Source organism: Klebsiella sp. PL-2018, assembly GCF_019048985.1.
Taxonomy (GTDB): domain Bacteria; phylum Pseudomonadota; class Gammaproteobacteria; order Enterobacterales; family Enterobacteriaceae; genus Klebsiella; species Klebsiella michiganensis.
The window spans coordinates 1,587,011-1,607,779 of the sequence record NZ_CP077673.1; the positions used below are offsets into that span (position 1 = coordinate 1,587,011).

At 61.6% G+C, this 20,769-nt stretch carries 17 protein-coding genes and 2 pseudogenes; 11 read left to right on the top strand and 8 right to left on the bottom strand.

Features of this window, described 5'->3' with window-relative positions; all coding sequences use genetic code 11:
• Window positions 1-67 precede the first annotated feature (67 nt).
• From fepC to fepD, 3 genes are read right to left on the bottom strand one after another with little or no spacing between them, the layout of a single operon-like run.
• Entirely contained in the window at window positions 68-862 is a 795-nt protein-coding gene (fepC, locus tag MKleb_RS07335) for an iron-enterobactin ABC transporter ATP-binding protein (protein WP_025107037.1), read from the bottom strand.
• Window positions 859-1,851 (bottom strand): iron-enterobactin ABC transporter permease, encoded by a 993-nt coding sequence (gene fepG / locus MKleb_RS07340; protein ID WP_217076551.1) that lies wholly within the window; start codon window positions 1,849-1,851, stop codon window positions 859-861. Before fepG ends, fepC begins: the two co-directional genes overlap by 4 nt.
• The gene (gene fepD, locus MKleb_RS07345; RefSeq protein WP_014228353.1) at window positions 1,848-2,855 is read right to left on the bottom strand and encodes a Fe(3+)-siderophore ABC transporter permease; all 1,008 of its coding nucleotides are present in this window, start codon (window positions 2,853-2,855) and stop codon (window positions 1,848-1,850) included. Before fepD ends, fepG begins: the two co-directional genes overlap by 4 nt.
• 112 nt (window positions 2,856-2,967) lie before the next feature.
• Between fepD and entS the strand changes: the two genes are divergently transcribed.
• The gene (gene entS / locus MKleb_RS07350; protein ID WP_102803115.1) at window positions 2,968-4,209 is read left to right on the top strand and encodes an enterobactin transporter EntS; all 1,242 of its coding nucleotides are present in this window, start codon (window positions 2,968-2,970) and stop codon (window positions 4,207-4,209) included.
• 501 nt (window positions 4,210-4,710) lie between these two features.
• Here entS and MKleb_RS07355 read toward each other — a convergent pair.
• A complete protein-coding gene (locus tag MKleb_RS07355; protein ID WP_108703612.1) occupies window positions 4,711-6,828 on the bottom strand; it encodes a glycoside hydrolase family 18 protein in 2,118 nt (705 codons plus the stop codon).
• A gap of 229 nt (window positions 6,829-7,057) precedes the next feature.
• The gene (gene fepB, locus MKleb_RS07360; protein ID WP_217076553.1) at window positions 7,058-8,017 is read right to left on the bottom strand and encodes a Fe2+-enterobactin ABC transporter substrate-binding protein; all 960 of its coding nucleotides are present in this window, start codon (window positions 8,015-8,017) and stop codon (window positions 7,058-7,060) included.
• A 187-nt stretch (window positions 8,018-8,204) separates the two neighbouring features.
• Here fepB and entC point away from each other — a divergent pair, with 187 nt between their 5' ends.
• From entC to MKleb_RS07400, 8 genes are all read left to right on the top strand, one after another.
• Window positions 8,205-9,380, top strand: coding sequence for an isochorismate synthase EntC (gene entC / locus MKleb_RS07365; protein ID WP_025108239.1), 1,176 nt, complete (start codon window positions 8,205-8,207; stop codon window positions 9,378-9,380).
• A 9-nt stretch (window positions 9,381-9,389) separates the two neighbouring features.
• Window positions 9,390-10,997 carry a (2,3-dihydroxybenzoyl)adenylate synthase EntE gene (entE, locus tag MKleb_RS07370; RefSeq protein WP_025108238.1) on the top strand — a complete coding sequence of 536 codons (1,608 nt, stop codon included), beginning with the start codon at window positions 9,390-9,392 and terminating at the stop codon, window positions 10,995-10,997.
• A gap of 13 nt (window positions 10,998-11,010) precedes the next feature.
• Window positions 11,011-11,862, top strand: a complete 852-nt coding sequence (gene entB / locus MKleb_RS07375; protein ID WP_025108237.1) for an enterobactin biosynthesis bifunctional isochorismatase/aryl carrier protein EntB — start codon at window positions 11,011-11,013, stop codon at window positions 11,860-11,862.
• Window positions 11,862-12,617 carry a 2,3-dihydro-2,3-dihydroxybenzoate dehydrogenase EntA gene (entA, locus tag MKleb_RS07380; protein ID WP_014837779.1) on the top strand — a complete coding sequence of 252 codons (756 nt, stop codon included), beginning with the start codon at window positions 11,862-11,864 and terminating at the stop codon, window positions 12,615-12,617. The genes entB and entA overlap by 1 nt, the downstream gene beginning before the upstream one ends.
• Window positions 12,618-13,031 (top strand): proofreading thioesterase EntH, encoded by a 414-nt coding sequence (gene entH, locus MKleb_RS07385; RefSeq protein WP_024358838.1) that lies wholly within the window; start codon window positions 12,618-12,620, stop codon window positions 13,029-13,031.
• Window positions 13,032-13,227: 196 nt separating this feature from the next.
• Window positions 13,228-13,479: a hypothetical protein gene (locus tag MKleb_RS07390; protein ID WP_108703613.1), complete on the top strand. Its 252-nt coding sequence runs from the start codon at window positions 13,228-13,230 to the stop codon at window positions 13,477-13,479.
• Window positions 13,480-13,786: 307 nt separating this feature from the next.
• Complete coding sequence (gene cstA, locus MKleb_RS07395) at window positions 13,787-15,892, top strand: pyruvate/proton symporter CstA (RefSeq protein ID WP_025108508.1); 2,106 nt, start codon at window positions 13,787-13,789, stop codon at window positions 15,890-15,892.
• Between the two features lie 55 nt (window positions 15,893-15,947).
• A complete protein-coding gene (locus MKleb_RS07400; protein WP_004130340.1) occupies window positions 15,948-16,145 on the top strand; it encodes a YbdD/YjiX family protein in 198 nt (65 codons plus the stop codon).
• Here the strand turns inward: MKleb_RS07400 and MKleb_RS07405 are convergent.
• The 3 genes and pseudogenes from MKleb_RS07405 to MKleb_RS07410 form a co-directional block, all read right to left on the bottom strand.
• The gene (locus MKleb_RS07405; protein ID WP_004100084.1) at window positions 16,142-16,546 is read right to left on the bottom strand and encodes a helix-turn-helix domain-containing protein; all 405 of its coding nucleotides are present in this window, start codon (window positions 16,544-16,546) and stop codon (window positions 16,142-16,144) included. The genes MKleb_RS07400 and MKleb_RS07405 overlap by 4 nt on opposite strands.
• Window positions 16,527-16,819: pseudogene (locus MKleb_RS30290) on the bottom strand (type II toxin-antitoxin system RelE family toxin). Before MKleb_RS30290 ends, MKleb_RS07405 begins: the two are co-directional and overlap by 20 nt.
• 186 nt (window positions 16,820-17,005) lie before the next feature.
• Window positions 17,006-18,094, bottom strand: a complete 1,089-nt coding sequence (locus tag MKleb_RS07410; protein WP_014228365.1) for an oxidoreductase — start codon at window positions 18,092-18,094, stop codon at window positions 17,006-17,008.
• A gap of 160 nt (window positions 18,095-18,254) precedes the next feature.
• Between MKleb_RS07410 and MKleb_RS07415 the strand changes: the two genes are divergently transcribed.
• Together MKleb_RS07415 and MKleb_RS07420 are read left to right on the top strand one after the other, a co-directional pair.
• Complete coding sequence (locus MKleb_RS07415; RefSeq protein ID WP_025108509.1) at window positions 18,255-19,757, top strand: sugar ABC transporter ATP-binding protein; 1,503 nt, start codon at window positions 18,255-18,257, stop codon at window positions 19,755-19,757.
• Window positions 19,754-20,752, top strand: a pseudogene (locus tag MKleb_RS07420) (ABC transporter permease). The gene MKleb_RS07415 and the pseudogene MKleb_RS07420 overlap by 4 nt, the downstream one beginning before the upstream one ends.
• Window positions 20,753-20,769: the final 17 nt, after the last annotated feature.

Below are 20,769 nucleotides of genomic sequence, written 5' to 3' on the forward strand. Positions count from 1 at the left end.
CGGGCTACCGGACCGCAGATGGCGGTGAACCTGTAGCCCGGCTAAGCGCAGCGCGAGCCGGGAATCTCTACTTGCGGCCCAGCGGCACCACCAGCGGCGTATGCGCCACCGGATCGTCAATGATCGTACAGCGCAGGCCGTAAATTTCCTCGATCAGCGCCGCATTGACAATCTCCTTCGGCGCGCCCTCGGCGACGATTTTGCCGTCGCGCAGGGCGATCAAGTGGGTCGCGTAGCGGCAGGCCTGGTTCAGATCGTGCAGCACCGCCGCCAGGGTATAGCCCTTCTCCTGATTCAGCTCGCTTAGCAGCTCAAGCAGGTCGATCTGATGGCTGATATCCAGCCAGGTGGTGGGCTCATCGAGCAGCATAATCGCCGTCTCCTGGGCCAGCACCATGGCGATCCACGCCCGCTGGCGCTGGCCGCCGGAGAGCGTATCGACGCTTTGCAGCGCCAGGTCGGTAATGCCGGTGGCCTTCATCGCCCTGCTGACCGCCTCTTCATCCTCTTTGCGCCAGCGGGTAAACAGCGGCTGGTGCGGATAGCGCCCGCGGGCCACCAGCTCCTGAACCGTAATATCTCCCGGCGTAGTGGCGTTCTGCGCCAGCAGGCCGACCCGCTTCGCCACCTCTTTACTGGCGTAACGCTGGATCTGCTCGCCGTCGAGATACACATGACCGGATGTCGGGGTCATCAGGCGGCTCAGGGTACGCAGCAGCGTCGATTTACCGCAGCCGTTAGGGCCAATAATGGCGGTGAAGTGGCCGTCGGGAATGGTGACGCTCAGCGATTCGGCGATGGTTTTTTTGCCGTACGCCAGGGTCAGCTGGTCGCCGCGCAAACGGGAGGTTACAGCGGTCATTTTTTGCGGGACTCCTGAATTAACAACCCGATAAGGTAGATGCCGCCAAGGCTGACGGTCACCACGCCCACCGGTAACTGATAGGGCATAAACAGACGCTGCGCGCAGTAGTCAGACAGCGCCAGCAGCAGGGCGCCGCACAGCGCCGCCTGGGCCAGCCCCCAGCGCGCGGTGCCGCTGAGGCGGCGCGCGATATGCGGCGCCACCAGGGCGATAAACGAAATCGGCCCGGCGAGCGCGGTAGCGGCGGCGGTCAGCACCACCCCGACCAGCATCAGCAGCAGCCGCGAGCGCTCAACCCGCACGCCCAGGGCGCAGGCGGTATCGTCACCCATCTCCAGCAGCCGCATGCGCCGCGCCAGCAGCGCCCCGCAGACCAGCATCAGCAGAATCAGCGGCGCCGAGGGCCAGGTTTTTCCCCAGGTCAAACCGTTAAGCGAACCGGCATACCACAGCCCGGCGGAGAGGGCGGTTTCCAGCGAAGCGCGCAGCAGCAGCCAGGTATTGAATGCCACCAGCATAGCGCGCACGCCGATGCCGATAATAATCAGGCGAAAGGTTTCAATCCCGTTGCGCCACGCCAGCAGCCAGAGCGCCAGCGCGGTAAGGATCCCGCCAGCCATGGCCGCCATGGCGATGGCCGCCAGGTTCTGGCCAAACATCACCATCGCTACCAGCACGCCGCTCCAGGCCCCGGTGTTAAACCCCATCACGTCCGGGCTCCCCAGCGGGTTGCGGGTCAGCGACTGGAAAATCGCGCCGCTGACGCCGAGGGCGGCGCCAATCAGCAGCGCCATCAGCACGCGGGGCAGGCGCCACTCGGTCACCACCATGGCGACGTTGCGCGGCGCATCGCCGAGCAGCGCCGAGATAACCTGCTCAACGCTCAATGGCACCAGGCCGGTGCCCAGCCCCCACAGGGAGACCAGCGCGCTGGCGACCAGCAGCAGCAGGCAGCTAAAAATCAGGCGACGAGAAGGCGCAATCACATGCCACCTCCGCGCGGCTGGCGGCGTACCAGCCAGATCAGCACCGGTGCGCCGATAAAGGCGCTGACCACCGAAACCCGCAGTTCGCCGGGCACCAGCAGGCGCCCCAGCACGTCGGCAAACAGCAGCAGGGCAGGGGTAGCCAGCAGGGTCACCGGCAGCGACCAGCGATGATCCGCGCCCACCAGCCAGCGGGCCATATGCGGCATCATCAGGCCGATAAAGGCGATGGGCCCGACCACCGCCGTGGCGCTGCCGCACAGGACGGTAATCGCCAGCAGACCAATAAGCTGAGTACGCGCGACCCGGCTGCCGAGCGCGGTGGCCGTATCGTTGCCGAGGCTCAGGCTGTTTAAGGCCCGGCTCAGCAGCAGCGTCACCAGGCCGGCAATGAGTACCGGGATCAGCACGATTTTCAGTGTTTGCAGGGTGCGCACATCCAGCGAGCCCGCCTGCCAGAAGCGCAGCTGGTCGTAGACGTCAGGGTTAAGCAGGGCGATACCGCTGGAAAGCCCTTCCAGCACCGCCGCCAGGGCGACCCCCGCGAGGGTCAGGCGAACCGGGCTCAGCTGGCCGCCGCCCTGGCTGCCGGTAAAGGCCACCAGCAGCGAGGCGCCGAACGCGCCGCAAAAGGCCATCAGCAGCTGCTCCTGCGGCGAGGAGAGACCAAACAGCGCCGCGCCCAGCACGATAGCGAAGCTGGCGCCGGAGTTGACGCCGAGGATCCCCGGGTCCGCCAGCGGGTTGCGGGTCAGCGTTTGCATCAGCGCCCCGGCCAGGCCCAGCGCGGCGCCGGCCAGCAGCCCGGCGAGGGTTCGCGGCAGTCGTGCATCAAGGACGATGGTGCAATCGGCGCTCTGGCAGGTGCCGGTGAAGGCATCAATGACGACGCTAAACGGCAGGGGTTTGGCGCCGACCAGCAGGCTGAGCGCAACGGCGATGATTAAAACGATTAAAAGACCCGGCACGGCAAAGGCGCGCGCCGCGGTCGTGGAAGACGACATGGCTTACATCCCTGACATGATAATGATAGTAATTATCGTTATCGATTCTATCCGGTTATGTTAGCATGTGCACCCATAAAAATGGTATGGAAAATAATAACAAGGCGCTGTCATGAACCGACAATCCTGGCTGCTGAATCTCAGCTTGCTGAAAACCCACCCGGCCTTTCGCGCCGTCTTTATCGCCCGCTTTATCTCGATCCTGTCGCTTGGCCTGCTGGGCGTGGCGATCCCGGTACAAATCCAACTGATGACCCAATCCACCTGGCAAGTGGGGCTGTCGGTGACCTTAACCGGCGGGTCGATGTTTGTCGGTCTGATGATCGGCGGCGTGCTTGCCGACCGCTATGAGCGTAAACGTCTGATCCTGCTGGCGCGCGGCACCTGCGGGATTGGCTTCGTCGGCCTGTGTCTCAACGCCATGCTGCCGGAGCCGTCGCTCATCGCCATCTATCTGTTGGGCATCTGGGACGGCCTGTTTGCCTCAATCGGCGTGACCGCGCTGCTGGCGGCGACTCCGGCGCTGGTTGGCCGGGAAAACCTGATGCAGGCCGGAGCGATCACCATGCTGACGGTGCGGCTGGGCTCGGTGATTTCGCCGATGATCGGCGGCCTGCTGCTGGCAACCGGCGGCGTGGCCTGGAACTACGGCCTGGCGGCGGCAGGTACCTTTATTACGACGCTGACGCTGCTGCGTTTGCCGCGGCTGGCGCCGCCGCCGCAGCCGCGCGAGCATCCGCTAAAATCGCTGTACGCGGGACTGAAGTTTCTGTTTAACAGCCCGCTTATCGGCGGCATTGCGCTGCTTGGCGGCCTGCTGACCATGGCCAGCGCGGTGCGCGTGCTCTATCCGGCGCTGGCCGGGAGCTGGCAGATGTCGACGTCACAGATTGGCCTGCTGTACGCCGCGATCCCTCTGGGCGCGGCGTTCGGGGCGTTGACCAGCGGACAGCTGGCGCAGACGGCGAGGCCCGGCGTGCTGATGCTGGCGACTACCGTTGGCTCCTTTGTGGCGATTGCGCTGTTCAGCCTGATGCCGGTGTGGGCGCTGGGCGCCCTGTGCCTGGCGCTGTTTGGCTGGCTGAGCGCGATAAGCTCGCTGCTGCAATATACGCTGATTCAGACGCAAACCCCGGAAAATATGCTCGGGCGTATCAACGGGCTGTGGACCGCGCAGAACGTGACCGGCGATGCGATAGGCGCGGCGCTGCTCGGCGGCCTGGGCGCGATTCTGACGCCGGCCGCTTCGGCAAGCGCCAGCGGCTGGGCGCTGGTCATTGTGGGCGTGGTGCTGGTGGGGCTGCTACGCGAGCTGCGCCGCTTTCAGCGCCCGGAGACGGCGAGCGAAAATTAATTCAGCCGGGGTTTCCCGGAGGCGGCGCGCTGCGCCTGTCCGGGCTACCGGCCCGCAGACGGCGGCGGACTCGTAGTCCGGGTAAGCGCAGCGCAGCCGGGGAAGAAGCCGCACCGATGTATTTATCCCCGTACATTCCCGGGTTGCGGCGTAAACGCCTGACCCGGGCTACCGGCCCGCAGACGGCGGTGGACCCGTAGCCCGGGTAAGCGCAGCGCAGCCGGGGAAGAAGCCGCACCGATGTATTTATCCCGACGCATTCCCGGGTTGCGGCGTAAACGCCTGACCCGGGCTACCGGCCCGCAGACGGCGGTGGACCCGTAGCCCGGGTAAGCGCAGCGCGACCCGGGAAGAAGCCGCACCGATGCATTCATCCCGGAGCAACCCAGGCTACCGACCTGCAGTTGCCCGATAGCGCCACCGGGAAAACCGAAAAGAGCGATAATAAAAAGCCCCGGATTGCTCCGGGGCTGGCTATCACTCGTCAGTGACGATTTACGCTTAGTACGCGCCGAGATCGCTCCAGACCTGGAACTGACCGCAGTTCAGATCCGGCTGGTTGCCCTGAGACCACCATTTCACCTGGTAGTTATGGCCTTTCCAGCTCACGATTTCAAAGCTGCCCCAGTTGCTGCCATAGACGGTGCTGGCATTCCACAGCGGGTAAGGCGTGGTTTCGTCAGAAGGAACAGCATCATCATCTGCCGGTTGAGGCGTATCATCGGTGCGATCCTGGTCGTCTGCCGGCTCGTCCTCGGTATCATCGGTCTGAGTCGCAGCGACGACGGAGAGCACAAAGCGCTGCTGCGTTGACGGTTCACCCCAGGTATCGCGCACGAACAGGGTGAAGGTATACTCGGTATCCGCAGCCACTTTCGGCACATCGAACTCAATGACCGCCGCGGTTTTATCGGCGACGTTGATCGCCGCGGGCACGCCCCAGCTAAAGGTCAACTCGTCGTTATCTTCATCAGAAGATTTTTCGCCGGAAAGGCGCACGCGGGAGCCGCCTACCACCATCAGTTCGATAGCGGCTTTCGGCGCATGGTTTACCGACGGTTCAGGCTGGACGGTATCCTCCTCCTCTTCCTCCGGTTCAGCCGGTTCATCCGCCGGGTCGACGTTGATGCCTTCGAAATAGAACGGCTCCATATCGATAACTTCAGACGCCATTTCATAGCCCAGACCTTCACGGGCGGCGTTAACCAGCACCCCGTTGTCCTGGTCGATTGTCCAGGTGAACAGCGCGCCCAGGCCGAGGCTGGCGGCGTATTCGCCCTTGGCTTTCACCGTGCGCGGCGTATCCAGGGACATGAACAGTTTGCTGTCAGGGTTGTAGAGGTAGTCCGCGTCGGCAACCTTGTCGGTGTAAACGTTGAAGCCGTTACGGCCTTTCTGGTTTTCCAGATCCAGGTAGTTATAAATGATGTCGTACCATTCGGTAGTACCCGATTCGAAGGAGCCTACGGTGGTGCCGGTGCCCGGGCTATAGGTGCCTTTCAGCGGGGACAGGGATTCCAGCTCCGCGTTGCGCCCGTTACGGGTGTAGGCAGCGTAACCAATGTTGATGCGCTCTGCCGGGAAGCCTTCGGACAGCAGATGGCCGACAACGGTATCCACTCCCCAGCCGCCTTCTTCCAGCGCCTTCAGGTTGGTGTGGTGGGTCACGCTCTCCGCCCACGGGGTACCGAAGAAGTCATAGGTCATGACGTTGATACCGTACAGGCCCGCTTTCAGCAGCGCATTGACGTTGGAGTAGCCGAGCGTCTTGACCACCGCCGAGCTGGCAATGGAGATTTTGACGTTGCTCAGGCCTGCGGCGTCCAGCTGCTTACGCAGTTCGCCAATCAGCAGGGCGTAGTTCTCGCCGTCTTCCGGGCCGTACGGGTTGCCAGCGCCTTCGGCGTTCGGATATTCCCAGTCGATATCCACTTCGCTGAACATCGGGAACTGTTTGAACAGTTTTACCACGCCTTTGGCAAAGACCTTACGCGCGGCGTCAGACGCGGCGGTTTCATGGAAACCGTTGCTCATGCTCCAGCCGCCGATGCTCATGGACAGCACCAGGTCGTGGCCCTGCTGCTTCGCTTTGGCCTGCAGATCGCGCAGGCCGCCGAGCAGGCCTTTAGTATTACTCTGGGTCACGGTCTTCGGATCGACATCCCAGCCGCTGACGGTGTGGCCAACGTTAACGTAAGACTGGAAGTCGCCCCACGGGTCGAGGAAGGTGGGCTCGTACTTCACTTTCCCGCACTGATCGGCACCTTCGGCAACCACGTCGCGCCACAGGTTGTCTACTTTGTGGAAGCCGGTCACGCCGACGAAACCGACGATGATTTTGTCGTAGGCGGTAGGAGAAACGTTGGCCAGGTCGTAGCCGCGACCGCGGTTATCTTTTGAATTATCGCCCTGCAGACGACCATCATACTGTGACCAGTCGGTGTAGTAGCCGAAGACTTTGGGTTTGGTGGTGGAGGCTTTGTATTTGTTATAGACCGGTTTAGCGACGCGAGCGGAGGTATAGCTGTATGCGCTCACTTCTGTTGCCGGGTTAAAGCCGTCTGCGGCGTTGCTGGTTTCGGTCAGCGTATCGCCCTTAATCAATTTGCTCGTTGCCACGTTAATTTCCTTCTGTGTTGAATGACCACCTCAAGCGGTGTGGGGCAGATAATCGGGCAACGCGGCGGCCGGGGCTAATCACAAATTAACACCTGAAACGATGATATTTCGGCTGATGGGCGATGAGGGTGATAGGGCGTTAAACGGTGAAAAAGCCTGTTATAACAATGCGATGATATATGAAATGAGGCGCGATGAGATCCCGGCGACCGGCGCCGGGAAGCGTGGCTTACGCAAAGAGGGCCGCTAAGCGCTGCAGCACCAGTACGGCGCTGTAGTAATCCAGGCGGAAGGTTTCCGTCCCCAGCGGATAAACGCGTTTGCCTTCAACGGCGGGCAGATGCACCAGCAGCGGGTTGGCGTTAATCGCGTCGGCGTCCTTTTGGTCGCCGGCAAACAGGAACAGGCTCTGGCCGTTAAGTCCGGCGGCTAAGTTTTCCCCGCCCAGCTGCACGATATCATGCCGTTTTCCCTGGCTCTGGCTGGCATGCAGCCCGCCGGGCAGGTCGGCGAGGGTAAAGCCCAGCTGCTCGAGCAGCTGTCCCTGAGCGGATTCTTTGGTCCAGATATTGGCGCTATGGGCCGCGGCGGTGTAGACCAGCGCGGTGACCGGCTGCGGCGGCAGCTTCATTTTCTCTTTCAGCGCCGCCAGCTTTTTATCAAACTCCGCGATTCTCTCCGCCGCCTGTTTTTCGTGGCCGGTAATCTCCCCCAGTTGGGTCAGCAGGGCCTGCCAGCTTTTATCATCGTAGTTAATGATAAGCGTCGGGGCGATGGTGGAAAGCTGGTCGTAGAGCATCATCGCCGAATCGCCGCCGGTGGCGCTAATCAGAATGAGATCCGGCATTGGCGCCGCGACGGCCTCAGCGCTCGGTTCGCCAATATAGAGGCGCGACAGCTTGCGCGCTTTCGCCACATCGCTCCACTGGCGTAAAAATCCCTGACCGTCGGCGACGCGGTTATTGGGAGTCGTGGCCCCGCTGGCCACCACCGGCGCGTCAATCGCCAGCAGCGAGCCGGTCAGCGTCACGCTGGTGGAAACAATACGCAGCGGCTGGCTTTCCAGCGTATGGGGTCCCCGGCTGTCGGTTATCTGACGCGGCCAGTCTGCCGCCAGCGCTGAGCTAATTCCGAAAATCGCCAGGCCGCTGGCGAGGAGGGTACGGCGGCAAAAGGTGGAGAAATTCACGTATTCGCATCCTGGTTAAGTAGTGATAAATGCTTCTCATTTTCAGCTGTGAGCGGCGTCGATGCAAGCTTAAGTCGCACAACATGCTACCTGTACGGTTGACATAGCGCGCAATACCTTTTAGGTTACCCAACCAAAATATAAATGATAATTATTCGTAATATCTTTATCGTTTTTGGAGGATGATATGGAAACGTCTTTGGCTGAGGAAGTACGGGAGAAAAAAATGACTCTGCCGCCGGAAAGCTTCTTCTTTATGTCGCCGTACCGCAGCTTCACCACCGCTGGCTGCTTTAGCCGATTCTCTCATCCGGCCGCCGACGGCGATAATCCGGACGGGGAGTTTCAGCAAAAAATAGCGGCCTCGTTTAAAGCGGCGCGGGCTGCCGGGATCGCAAAGCCGGTGATGGTCGGCGCCATTCCGTTCGATACCAGCGAGCCTTCCGAGCTGTTTATCCCCGCGAGCTGGACAGCGTTCTCCCGCACTGAAAAGCAGCACTCCGCGCGCTATGCGTCCGGGCAGCAGCCGATGGACGTGGTGCAGCGCCGGGAGATCCCCGAACAGGACACCTTCATGGCAATGGTGGCGCGCGCGGCGGCCCTCACCGCGACGCCGGAAGTGGACAAAGTGGTCCTCTCGCGCCTGATTGATATCACCACCCGCGAACGGGTGGATAGCGGGGCGCTGCTCGAGCGCCTGATCGCCCAGAACCCGGCCAGCTATAACTTCCACGTGCCGCTCTCGGACGGCGGCGTGCTGCTGGGCGCCAGCCCGGAGCTGCTGCTGCGTAAAGAAGGCGCGCATTTCAGCTCTCTGCCGCTGGCCGGTTCGGCCCGTCGCCAGCCGGACGATGTGCTGGACCGCGAAGCGGGGCACAGGCTGCTGGCATCGGAAAAAGACCGCCACGAACATGAGCTGGTGACCCAGGCGATGAAGGCCGTATTAGCGCCGCGCAGCAGCGAACTCTCCCTGCCGGACTCTCCGCAGCTGATCACCACGCCGACCCTGTGGCATCTGGCGACGCAGATTCAGGGCACCGCGCTGGCAAATGAGAACGCCATGTCGCTGGCCTGCCTGCTGCACCCGACGCCGGCGCTGAGCGGCTTCCCGCATCAGGCGGCGAAACGCCTGATTAACGAACTGGAGCCGTTCGACCGTCAGCTGTTCGGCGGCATCGTCGGCTGGTGCGATGATGAAGGCAACGGCGAGTGGGTGGTGACCATCCGCTGCGCGCGCCTGCAGCAGCGCACCCTGCGGCTATTTGCTGGCGCAGGTATCGTCCCGGCCTCTTCGCCGCTAGGCGAGTGGCGCGAAACCGGCGTCAAACTGACCACCATGCTGAACGTATTCGGCTTGCAATAAGGGACTATGATGATCGAATTTACCCGCTGGCCGGAAGAGTTTGCGGCCCGCTATCGGCAAAAAGGTTACTGGCAGGATCTGCCGCTAACCCATCTGATTACCCGTCATGCGGAAAACGACGCTCCCGCGATTATCGACGGCGACAAAAGCTACAGCTACCGTGAATTCAACCGCCTGGTGGATAACCTCGCCTCCTCGCTGCAGCGTCAGGGCCTGAAGCGCGGCGAAACGGCGCTGGTGCAGCTGGGCAACGTTGCGGAATTTTATATCACCTTCTTCGCGCTGCTGCGTATCGGCGTTGCGCCGGTCAACGCGCTGTTCAGCCACCAGCGTAGCGAGCTGAACGCCTACGCCGCGCAGATTGAACCCGCTTTGCTGATTGCCGACCGCGAACACGCGCTGTTTGCCGATGATGATTTTCTTAACGCTTTTGTCGCCCAGCATGCGTCGGTACGCGTGGCCCTGCTGCTGAACGACGGCGGCGAACGCAGCCTGGCGGCGGCCATCGCGCGGCCTGACGATAATTTCGTCGCGCATCCGACGCCCGCTGACGAAGTGGCCTTTTTCCAGCTCTCCGGCGGCAGCACCGGTACGCCGAAGCTCATTCCGCGTACTCATAACGACTACGAATACAGCATTCGCCGCAGCAACCAGCTGTGCGGCGTAAGCGCCGAAACGCGCTATCTGAACGCGCTTCCCGCCGCCCACAACTACGCGATGAGCTCGCCGGGTTCACTCGGCGTCTTCCTCGCCGGCGGCGTGGTGGTGCTGGCGCACGACCCGAGCGCCACCCTCTGCTTCCCGCTGATCGAAAAGCACCAGATTAACCTGACCTCGCTGGTTCCGCCGGCGGTAAGCCTGTGGTTACAGGAGATCCATGAGTCCGGCAGCAATGCCCGTCTGCAGTCGCTGCGGCTGCTGCAGGTAGGTGGGGCGCGCCTGTCCGCGACCCTCGCCGCGCGTATTCCGGCGGAAATCGGCTGTCAGCTCCAGCAGGTCTTCGGCATGGCGGAGGGGCTGGTGAACTATACCCGCCTCAACGACAGCCCCGAGCGCATTATCAATACCCAGGGCTGCCCGATGTGTCCTGATGACGAAGTGTGGGTGGCCGATGCGCAGGGTAATCCGCTGCCGCGCGGCGAAGTCGGGCGCCTGATGACCCGTGGCCCTTATACCTTCCGCGGGTACTACAAGAGCCCGCAGCATAATGCCGAGGCCTTTGATGCCGATGGTTTCTACTGCTCTGGCGATCTGATCTCGATCGATGAAGATGGCTATATCACCGTGCAGGGGCGGGAAAAAGATCAGATCAACCGCGGCGGCGAGAAGATCGCGGCGGAAGAGATCGAAAACCTGCTGCTGCGCCATCCGGCGGTGATCCACGTCGCGCTGGTCAGCATGGAAGATAGCCTGCTGGGGGAAAAGAGCTGCGCATATCTGGTGGTAAAAGAGCCTCTGCGCGCGGTGGCGGTACGCCGCTTCCTGCGGGAACAAGGGGTCGCAGAATTTAAACTGCCGGACCGCGTGGAGTGCGTTGATGCGCTGCCGCTGACGCCGGTGGGCAAAGTCGATAAAAAACAATTACGTCAGTGGCTGGCTGAACGCAAGCTGGGCTGAAGGAGAAGACAGAATGGCAATCCCAAAATTACAGGCTTACGCGCTGCCGGAAGCCAGCGATATCCCGGCGAATAAAGTGAACTGGGCATTTGAGCCGTCCCGTGCCGCGCTGTTGATCCACGATATGCAGGAGTATTTCCTTAACTTCTGGGGCGAAAACAGCGCGATGATGGAGAAAGTGGTGGCCAACATCGCCGCCCTGCGCGAGTTCTGCAAACAGAACCATATTCCGGTTTTTTACACCGCCCAGCCGAAAGAGCAGAGCGATGAAGACCGCGCGCTGCTGAACGACATGTGGGGGCCGGGCCTGACCCGTTCGCCGGAACAGCAGCAGGTGATTGCCGCGCTTGCGCCGGACGACAACGACACCGTGCTGGTGAAGTGGCGCTACAGCGCGTTTCATCGCTCGCCGCTGGAGGAGATGCTGAAAGAGGCGGGGCGCGATCAGCTAATCATCACCGGCGTATATGCCCATATCGGCTGCATGACCACTGCGACCGATGCGTTTATGCGCGATATTAAGCCGTTCTTCGTTGCCGACGCGCTGGCCGATTTCAGCCGCGAGGAGCACCTGATGGCGCTCAACTACGTGGCGGGTCGCTCCGGTCGAGTGGTGATGACCGAAGAGCTGCTGCCGCTGCCGGCATCGAAAGCGGCGCTGCGGGCGCTGGTGCTGCCGCTGCTGGATGAATCCGACGAACCGATGGATGACGAAAACCTGATCGACTACGGCCTGGATTCGGTACGCATGATGGCGCTCGCCGCCCGCTGGCGTAAAGTGCACGGCGATATCGACTTCGTGGTGCTGGCGAAAAATCCGACCATTGATGCCTGGTGGGCGCTGCTTTCCCGCGAGGTGAAATAATGAACGGGCTCGATTTTCACGGCCGGACCGTGTGGATCACCGGCGCGGGCAAGGGGATCGGCTACGCCACCGCCCTGGCGTTCGTTGAGGCCGGCGCGCAGGTAACCGGGTTTGATTTGGCGTTCGACGGCGAAAGCTACCCGTTCGCCACCGAGACGCTGGACGTTGCCGACGCGCAGCAGGTGGCGCAGACGTGCGGCCGCCTGCTGGCAGGGATCGCGCGGCTGGATGTGCTGGTCAATGCCGCCGGTATTTTGCGGATGGGGGCGACCGATGCGCTGAGCCAGGAAGATTGGCAGCAGACCTTTGCCGTTAACGTTGGCGGGGCGTTTAACCTGTTCCAGCAGACGATGGCGCAGTTCCGCCGCCAAAAAGGCGGGGCGATTGTGACCGTGGCGTCCGACGCTGCGCATACGCCGCGCATTGGCATGAGCGCCTACGGCGCATCAAAGGCGGCGCTGAAGAGCCTGGCGCTGACCGTCGGGCTGGAGCTGGCGGGCAGCGGCGTACGCTGTAATCTGGTTTCTCCTGGCTCTACCGATACCGATATGCAGCGGACGCTGTGGGTGAGCGATGACGCTGAGCAGCAGCGCATTCGCGGCTTCGGCGAGCAGTTTAAGCTGGGCATTCCGCTGGGCAAAATCGCCCGCCCGCAGGAGATTGCCAATACCATTCTGTTCCTCGCCTCCGACCACGCCAGCCATATCACGCTGCAGGATATCGTGGTGGACGGCGGCTCGACGCTGGGGGCATAAATGGCCTGGAAACGTCAGCTGACGCTGGATGAACTCAACGCGACCAGCGTCAATACGATGGTGGCGCATCTGGGCATCGTTTATACCCGGATTGAGGAGGGCGTGCTGGAAGCGGAAATGCCGGTCGACGCGCGAACCCATCAGCCGTTCGGGCTGCTGCACGGCGGCGCCTCCGCGGCGCTGGCGGAAACCCTGGGCTCGATGGCCGGGTGGCTGATGACCGAAGAGGGGCAGTGCGTAGTGGGGACCGAGCTCAACGCCACCCATCACCGGGCGGTCTCCAGCGGCAAAGTCCGCGGCGAATGCCGGGCGCTGCACCTGGGGCGTCAGGGCCAGAGCTGGGAAATTGCGGTGTTCGACGAGCGGGGACGACGCTGCTGCACCTGCCGTCTGGGCACGGCGGTCCTCGGCTGAGGCATAGCCTGTTCCCGGGTCGCGCTGCGCTTACCCGGGCTACGGGTAACGCGCCGTCTGTGGTTCCGGACAACTCACCGTCGTCTGCGGTGTGCTTCCCCGGTGGCGCTGCGCTGACCGGGCTACGGGTTCATCATCGTCTGCGGGCCGGTAGCCCGGGTAAGGCGTTTACGCCGCAACCCGGGGATACGCCGGGATGAATGCATCGGTGCGGCTTCTTCCCGGGTCGCGCTGCGCTTACCCGGGCTACGGGTTCACCATCGTCTGCGGACCGGTAGCCCGGGTAAGGCGTTTACGCCGCAACCCGGGGATACGCCGGGATGAATGCATCGGTGCGGCTTCTTCCCGGGTCGCGCTGCGCTTACCCGGGCTACGGGTTCACCATCGTCTGCGGACCGGTAGCCCGGGTAAGGCGTTTACGCCGCAACCCGGGGATACGCCGGGATGAATGTATCGGTGCGGCTTCTTCCCGGGTCGCGCTGCGCTTACCCGGGCTACGGGTTCATCATCGTCTGCGGACCTGTAGCCCGGACAGGCGCGTCAAGCGCCGCCTCCGGGGAAGCAGGATGCGATGCAGTGACAGATTATCCCTCCCCGTTTTCATCCATTTTCCTGCCAGAAGTGATCTCGCTTGCAATGTGAGATAAATCCTTGCCGTCAGGCGACATCTGCAACGTTTCAAAGTTGTTAAAACTTCCATTGTGTTCTAGAAACAACTTGTAACATCCTGATTACCCTACCTGTGGAACACAATGATGAATAATTCAGGGAAATACCTCATCTGGACACTGCTCTCCGTTATCGGAGCCTTTGCCCTGGGCTATATCGCGCTAAACCGGGGTGAACAGATTAACGCGCTGTGGATTGTCGTCGCGGCAGTCTGCGTCTATCTGATCGCCTATCGCTTTTACGGCCTGTATATCGCTAAAAACGTGCTGGCGGTCGACCCGACGCGCATGACTCCGGCGGTGCGTCACAACGACGGCCTCGACTACGTTCCAACCGATAAGAAAGTGCTGTTCGGTCACCATTTTGCGGCCATTGCCGGCGCGGGGCCGCTGGTTGGTCCGGTGCTGGCGGCGCAGATGGGCTATCTGCCGGGAATGATCTGGATCCTCGCGGGCGTGGTGCTGGCCGGAGCGGTACAGGACTTTATGGTGCTGTTCGTCTCCACCCGTCGCGACGGACGTTCGCTCGGCGAGCTGGTGAAAGAGGAGATGGGCCCGACCGCCGGCGTACTGGCGCTGGTGGCCTGCTTTATGATCATGGTGATTATCCTCGCGGTACTGGCGATGATCGTGGTGAAAGCGCTGACCCACAGCCCGTGGGGCACTTACACCGTGGCCTTTACCATCCCGCTGGCGATTTTCATGGGGATCTATATTCGCTATCTGCGCCCCGGGCGCATTGGCGAGGTGTCGGTGATTGGCCTGGTGATGCTGGTGTTCGCCATCATTTCCGGCGGCTGGGTGGCGGAAAGCCCGACCTGGGCGCCGTGGTTTGACTACACCGGCGTACAGCTCACCTGGATTCTGGTGGGCTACGGGTTTATCGCCGCGGTGCTGCCGGTCTGGCTGCTGCTGGCGCCTCGCGACTACCTCTCCACCTTCCTGAAAATCGGCACCATCGTCGGTCTGGCGATTGGTATTCTGATTATGCGTCCGACGCTGACGATGCCGGCGCTGACCAAATTTATCGATGGCACCGGGCCAGTATGGAGCGGCAGCCTGTTCCCGTTCCTGTTTATCACCATCGCCTGCGGCGCGGTTTCCGGCTTCCATGCCCTGATTGCCTCCGGCACGACGCCGAAGATGCTGGCTAATGAAGGCCAGGCCTGCTTTATCGGCTACGGCGGCATGCTGATGGAGTCCTTCGTGGCGATTATGGCGCTGGTGGCGGCCTGTATTATCGACCCGGGCGTCTACTTCGCGATGAACAGCCCAATGGCGGTGCTGGCCCCGGCGGGCGTGACCGATGTGGTAGCGTCGGCGGCGCAGGTGGTGAGCAGCTGGGGCTTTACCGTAACCCCGGATACGCTTAATCAGATTGCGAACGAAGTGGGGGAACAGTCGATTATCTCCCGTGCGGGCGGCGCGCCGACGCTGGCGGTGGGCATGGCCTATATTCTGCACGGTTCGCTGGGCGGCCTGATGGACGTCTCCTTCTGGTATCACTTCGCGATTCTGTTCGAGGCGCTGTTTATCCTGACCGCGGTGGATGCCGGCACGCGCGCGGCGCGCTTTATGCTGCAGGATCTGCTCGGGGTGATCAGCCCGGGCCTGAAGCAAACCAGCTCGCTGCCGGCGAACCTTCTCGCCACGGCGCTGTGCGTGCTGGCTTGGGGCTACTTTCTGCATCAGGGCGTGGTTGACCCGCTTGGCGGCATCAACACGCTGTGGCCGCTGTTTGGTATTGCCAACCAGATGCTGGCGGGGATGGCGCTGATGCTCTGCGCGGTGGTACTGTTTAAGATGAAGCGCCAGCGCTATGCCTGGGTCGCGCTGCTGCCGACCTCCTGGCTGCTGATCTGTACGCTGACCGCGGGCTGGCAGAAGTCGTTCAGCACCGATACCAAAGTGGGCTTCCTGGCGATTGCCAACAAGTTCCAGGCGATGATTGACAGCGGCAATATTCCGCCGCAGTACACCGAGTCGCAGCTGGCGCAGCTGGTGTTTAACAACCGTCTGGATGCCGGGCTGACCATCTTCTTTATGGTGGTGGTGGTCGTGCTGGCGCTGTTCTCGATTAAGACCGCGCTGGCGGCGCTGAAAGAGGACAAACCGACGGCGAAAGAGACCCCTTACCAGGCGATGCCTGCTGATGCTGATAGCCTGGTGACCCAGGCGAAACGCGCCCACTAAGCCATGACGTTATCGCCCTCTTTTGCGAGAAGGGGGGCGATGATGGGAGTTGAAAATGTTTGATACCCTTTCGAAAGCCGGAAAATATTTAGGCCAGGCGGCGAAAATGATGATCGGCGTCCCGGATTACGACAACTACGTGGAGCACATCCGCGCGACCCATCCGGAACAAACGCCGATGACCTATGAAGAGTTTTTTCGCGAGCGTCAGGACGCGCGCTACGGCGGTAAAGGCGGCGCGAAGTGCTGTTAACCCTCTTTCGGCAGATACAGGCTGATCTGCTCCTGGGTGCAGCCGTATATTGCCGCCAGCTTTTCGCGGGTGCGCTTTTGCGGGCGGGAATCGATAGCTTCTAGCTGGGATACCGCCGACTGGCTAATCCCGAGCTTATTGGCCACCTCCTGCTGCGACAGGCCGCGCAAAATGCGCCAGGCCGCCTGCAGGCTGACTTTCTCTTTATCCATGATGTCGCAGACGTCACCCGGCAGCATCACGTTGTCGTAGATATCGTGTTCTACCGGAATATCTTCAAGATCGGCTTCCGTTTCATCATCCAGCTCGGCTAGCTGCAAACACATCTGGAAGTATTCGTCGTAGGGGATCACCGCGTACTGCGCTTTCCCTTCATCATCCTTAATTATCTGAACAGCCATATGGCATATTCTCCTCATGCAAATAGGTTGTTGAGGTTCTGCGCTTAACGGACACGATAAACAGGTCGCTCAGCGTCAGCCCCTGACGTGTGAAAATGACCCGATAATCCCCTACCCGAAGACGGTAATGATTCTCTGGTTTAGATAACTTTCTGACATCAGGCCGAGGAGCCGTACGGTCACCTAAATCAGCTAGCCTGCTTTTGATTCGCTGCTGATAGCGATAATCGGTATTTGCCAGTTCCTTTTTGCCACTTTTGACCAGATGAGCATGCTATGTACCTCCACTGTACACCTCAGTTGAACATAAGAAAATAATAAGTTTATAAGATAAGTTTGTTATTTTCTTATGAGGGTACCCTAACGCAGAATCGTCTTCTGGCGAAGGCAGAAACATCGGCTTTGCGAGGCGGCTCGAAAGCGCCTCCGCCGGGCGGCAGAGGCGAATAAAACGGGGGATTAACCGGCGAAACGTTCGACCTTCTCAAACGCCGCGCGCAGGGTTTCGGCGTTCAGTTCAACCGGCAGAAAATGGATGGACTCCACCGGGCGCAGGGTATGGGCAATCACCTTATCCAGCTGTTCGCGGTTGTTGATGTCCACCTCCAGCGCCGCCAGCGTAGTCGGCAGATTAAAGCGCCGGTACGCCTGCACCAGCTGCGCCAGCACGTCGTCCTGGCCGAGCAGGGCGCTCTGGACCAGAATGCCGTAGGCGACTTTGGTCCCGTGAAGATACTTCTCGGTCTGCGGCAGTACCGTCAGCCCGTTGTGCACCGCGTGGGCGGCGGCGACGCGGGTATAGCGCTCGCCCAGCCCGCCGACCATACCGCCGCCGGCGATAACCGCATCCACCACGTCGCGAAACGCCTGGGTCAGCTCGCCGCGCTGCTGGTCGGCCAGCGCGGTTTCGCTGCTTTCCAGCAGAACATCGCGGATCGCCAGCGCGCCGTTGATACCCAGGCGCACGGTGAGCGGCAGCGTCTCCGGCTGCGGAGCCAGCACCACCGCTTCATACCATTTCGCCAGCGTATCGCCGATGCCCGCCAGCAGATATTCCGCCGGCGCGTTAAGAATAATGTGCGGCTCCACCAGCACCAGAAAGTTGGCGTCGTCGAAGATTTCAAACTGCAGCGCCTGACCGGCATCGTTATACCACACCGACAGCGGCGTCCACGCCGCGCAGGTGGCGGCGATGGTGGGGATGGCCACCACCGGCAGGCCGAGGCGACGGGCCAGCGCCTTCGCGGTATCGAGCAGCGCGCCGCCGCCCACGCCAATCACCACCGATCGATCGTCGCCGGATGCGCGGGCCAGCTCGCTGACGTCGCTTTCGCTGCAGTGGCCTTTAAATAATATTTTTTTGGCGCCAGGCGCGTTAAACGCTGCCGGCAGGAAAGCCTGCGCGCCCGCGATAGCCCGCTCGCCGTAAACCCACACCGCGCGTGAAAGCTGTTCTTCGCTGTAAAAATCCTGCAGCCGGGCAAGGCTGCCGGGATGGGAATAGTAGTTGGCGGGGCCGGGGACCACGCGGATATCGCTGTGACTCATCAATGCTGTCCTTGTGCTGTTTCGCTAACCCGATGTTATGTCTGGACATCCGGATGGCTAATATTATTTCGCTTTATCTTATGCCTTTTATGCATTTGTCAGTCAAGGAGAGCTATGAAAAATTCGTTAAATCAGAACATTAATCGACAGGGTGCAGGGGATGACCGGCAATCGCCTTGAGATGCAAAATATTAGCCTGGCCTTTTCCGGCTTTCGGGCGCTCAGCAACGTGGCTTTCACCCTGAAGGGGGGATCGGTGCATGCGCTGACCGGCGCCAACGGCGCGGGTAAGTCCACGCTCATGGCGGTGCTGTGCGGCACGCACGCCCATTACGAAGGCGAGGTGGTGATTAACAACCAGTCGGTAAGCATTCGCTCGCCGCGCGATGCCAAACAGCTGGGGATCCATCTGGTGCAGCAGGAGGTTGACGTGGCGCTGGTCCCGGGCCTGAGCATCGCGGAAAACATCATGCTCGACAGGTTGGCGGAGCCGGGGATCGCCTTCCGCTGGGGGCGGCTGCGCCAGCTGGCGCGCGAGGCGCTGGCTCAGCTTGACGTCAGCCTCGACGTACGCCGCTCCATCGACAGCTGTACGCTGGCGGAAAAACAGCAAATCCTGCTGGCCCGCGCGCTGTCGCATCACTGCCGCTTTCTTATCCTCGATGAACCGACCGCGCCGCTGGACCAAAACGAAAGCGAGCGCCTGTTTGCGGTGGTTCGCCGCCTGCAGCGGCAGGGCATTGGTATCGTGTTTATCTCGCACCGCATTCATGAATTAAAAGCGGTCTGCGACACCCTGACGGTGCTGCGCGACGGCCGGCTGATTGAGAGCGGGCCGATGGCCGACCTGAGCGGCGAGCAGATCGTCGAGAAGATGCTCGGGCATGAGCTGAGCGATATCTTTCCGCCGAAGCGGCCGCCGCATAGCGATGAGGTGCTGCTACAGATTGAAGGGCTGCACGACGAAGGGCTGCTGCAGGATATCTCGTTGCGTCTGCGCAAGGGGGAGATTCTGGGGATCGCCGGGCTGGCGGGCGCCGGGAAAACCGAGCTGTGCAAGGCGCTGTTTGGCGCCAGCAAAAGCCGTTTGACCCGCGGCGAACTGAACAGCCAGCCGTGGCGACCGCGCGACCCGGCGGACTCGGTGGCGCGCGGTCTGGCGTTGGTGCCGGAAGAGCGGCGCAAAGAGGGCATTTTTATCGAAGAGCCGGTGGCGATGAACCTGGCGGTCAGCGCCGATAGCAGCTTCTCCCGCTGGAGCCTGTTTGGCCATCGTCAGGCCTGGCGCTGGGCGGAAGAGGTGATCGCCCGGGTGGGCATTCGGACATCGGGTCCGGCGCAAACCCTGCGCCGTCTCTCCGGCGGCAATCAGCAAAAAGTGGCGATAGGCAAATGGCTGCGCGGCAACGCCAACGTCCTGATTTTCGATGAGCCGACCAAAGGGGTCGACGTCAAAGCCAAAACGGACCTCTTCAACGCGATCGACGGCCTGGCGCGGGAAGGCAAAGGGGTGATTTACGCCTCGGGCGAGTTCGCCGAACTGGTCGGCCTGTGCGATCGCATCTGCGTGCTGTGGGACGGGCGCATCGTGGCGGAAATTCCGGGCGCAGAGGCCCGGGAAGAGAACATTCTTTATTACTCCACCGGAGGAGCAGCAGCGTGAGTAAGGCCCTGGCAGTTAACGCGACGGTATCGGGCCGTCAGCGATTTTTCGATTTTCTCTACAAATGGGGCATGTTGCTGACCGTCGTCCTGCTGATCGCCGTTTTTGGCCTGGCGTCGGACAACTTCCTCGACCCGTTTAACATCATCAACATCCTGCGTTCCATCGCCATCGTGACGGTGATCGCCATCGGCGTATCGATATCCCTGACCATCGGCGGTTTCGATTTGTCCGTGGGCTCCACCGCCTCGCTGGCCAATGCGCTGGTGGTTTCGCTGTTTGTCTGGCACGGCTTCGGCACCACCGAGGCGATCCTTATCACCCTCGCGCTCTGTACCTTAGTGGGGCTGTTCAACGCGTTTCTGATCGTGATCCTGCGTATTCCCGACATGCTGGCGACGCTTGCCAGCCTGTTCGTGATTCAGGGCGTGGCGATGACCTACAGCTACGGCGGGTAGATCACCGAAAACATGGTGCTGCCGAGCGGCGATATGGCGGAAGGCGCGATTCCGGGGGCGTTCGGTTCGCTGGGGCAGGTGCCAACGATAGTGATCATTATGCTGGTGGTGACCGTTATCGCTCAGCTGGCGCTCTCTTTTACCACCCACGGACGGCGGATGTACGCCATCGGCGGCAACCCGGAAGCGGCGCGCCTCTCCGGCCTGCGCATCACCCGTTACAAAGTGGCGGCGTACGTCATCGCCTCTCTGCTGGCGGGGCTCGGCGGCATTCTGCTGGCGTCGCGCATCGGCTCATCGCAGGTGAACGCCGGCGGCGGCTACCTGATGGATGCGGTGGCGGCGGCGTGGATTGGCTTCTCGCTGGCCGGTTCCGGTAAGCCGAACGCGCTCGGTACGCTGGTGGGGGCGGTCATTTTAGGCGTGCTTTCCAACGGCCTGGTGATGCTCTCGGTGCCCTATTACGCGATGGACATTATTAAAGGGCTGGTGCTGGCTGGCGCGCTCGCACTGACTTATTTTCAGCGCCGCATCTAAAATTTTACCCGTCATTC

Coding starts and splice junctions, on each gene's coding strand:
- fepC (WP_025107037.1), bottom strand. CDS start 862: ATGACCGCTGTAACCTCCCGTTTGCGCGGCGACCAGCTGACCCTGGCG.
- fepD (WP_014228353.1), bottom strand. CDS start 2,855: ATGTCGTCTTCCACGACCGCGGCGCGCGCCTTTGCCGTGCCGGGTCTT.
- entS (WP_102803115.1), top strand. CDS start 2,968: ATGAACCGACAATCCTGGCTGCTGAATCTCAGCTTGCTGAAAACCCAC.
- entC (WP_025108239.1), top strand. CDS start 8,205: ATGGAAACGTCTTTGGCTGAGGAAGTACGGGAGAAAAAAATGACTCTG.
- entE (WP_025108238.1), top strand. CDS start 9,390: ATGATCGAATTTACCCGCTGGCCGGAAGAGTTTGCGGCCCGCTATCGG.
- entB (WP_025108237.1), top strand. CDS start 11,011: ATGGCAATCCCAAAATTACAGGCTTACGCGCTGCCGGAAGCCAGCGAT.
- entA (WP_014837779.1), top strand. CDS start 11,862: ATGAACGGGCTCGATTTTCACGGCCGGACCGTGTGGATCACCGGCGCG.
- entH (WP_024358838.1), top strand. CDS start 12,618: ATGGCCTGGAAACGTCAGCTGACGCTGGATGAACTCAACGCGACCAGC.
- MKleb_RS07390 (WP_108703613.1), top strand. CDS start 13,228: ATGAATGCATCGGTGCGGCTTCTTCCCGGGTCGCGCTGCGCTTACCCG.
- cstA (WP_025108508.1), top strand. CDS start 13,787: ATGAATAATTCAGGGAAATACCTCATCTGGACACTGCTCTCCGTTATC.
- MKleb_RS07400 (WP_004130340.1), top strand. CDS start 15,948: ATGTTTGATACCCTTTCGAAAGCCGGAAAATATTTAGGCCAGGCGGCG.
- MKleb_RS07405 (WP_004100084.1), bottom strand. CDS start 16,546: ATGGCTGTTCAGATAATTAAGGATGATGAAGGGAAAGCGCAGTACGCG.
- MKleb_RS07410 (WP_014228365.1), bottom strand. CDS start 18,094: ATGAGTCACAGCGATATCCGCGTGGTCCCCGGCCCCGCCAACTACTAT.
- MKleb_RS07415 (WP_025108509.1), top strand. CDS start 18,255: ATGACCGGCAATCGCCTTGAGATGCAAAATATTAGCCTGGCCTTTTCC.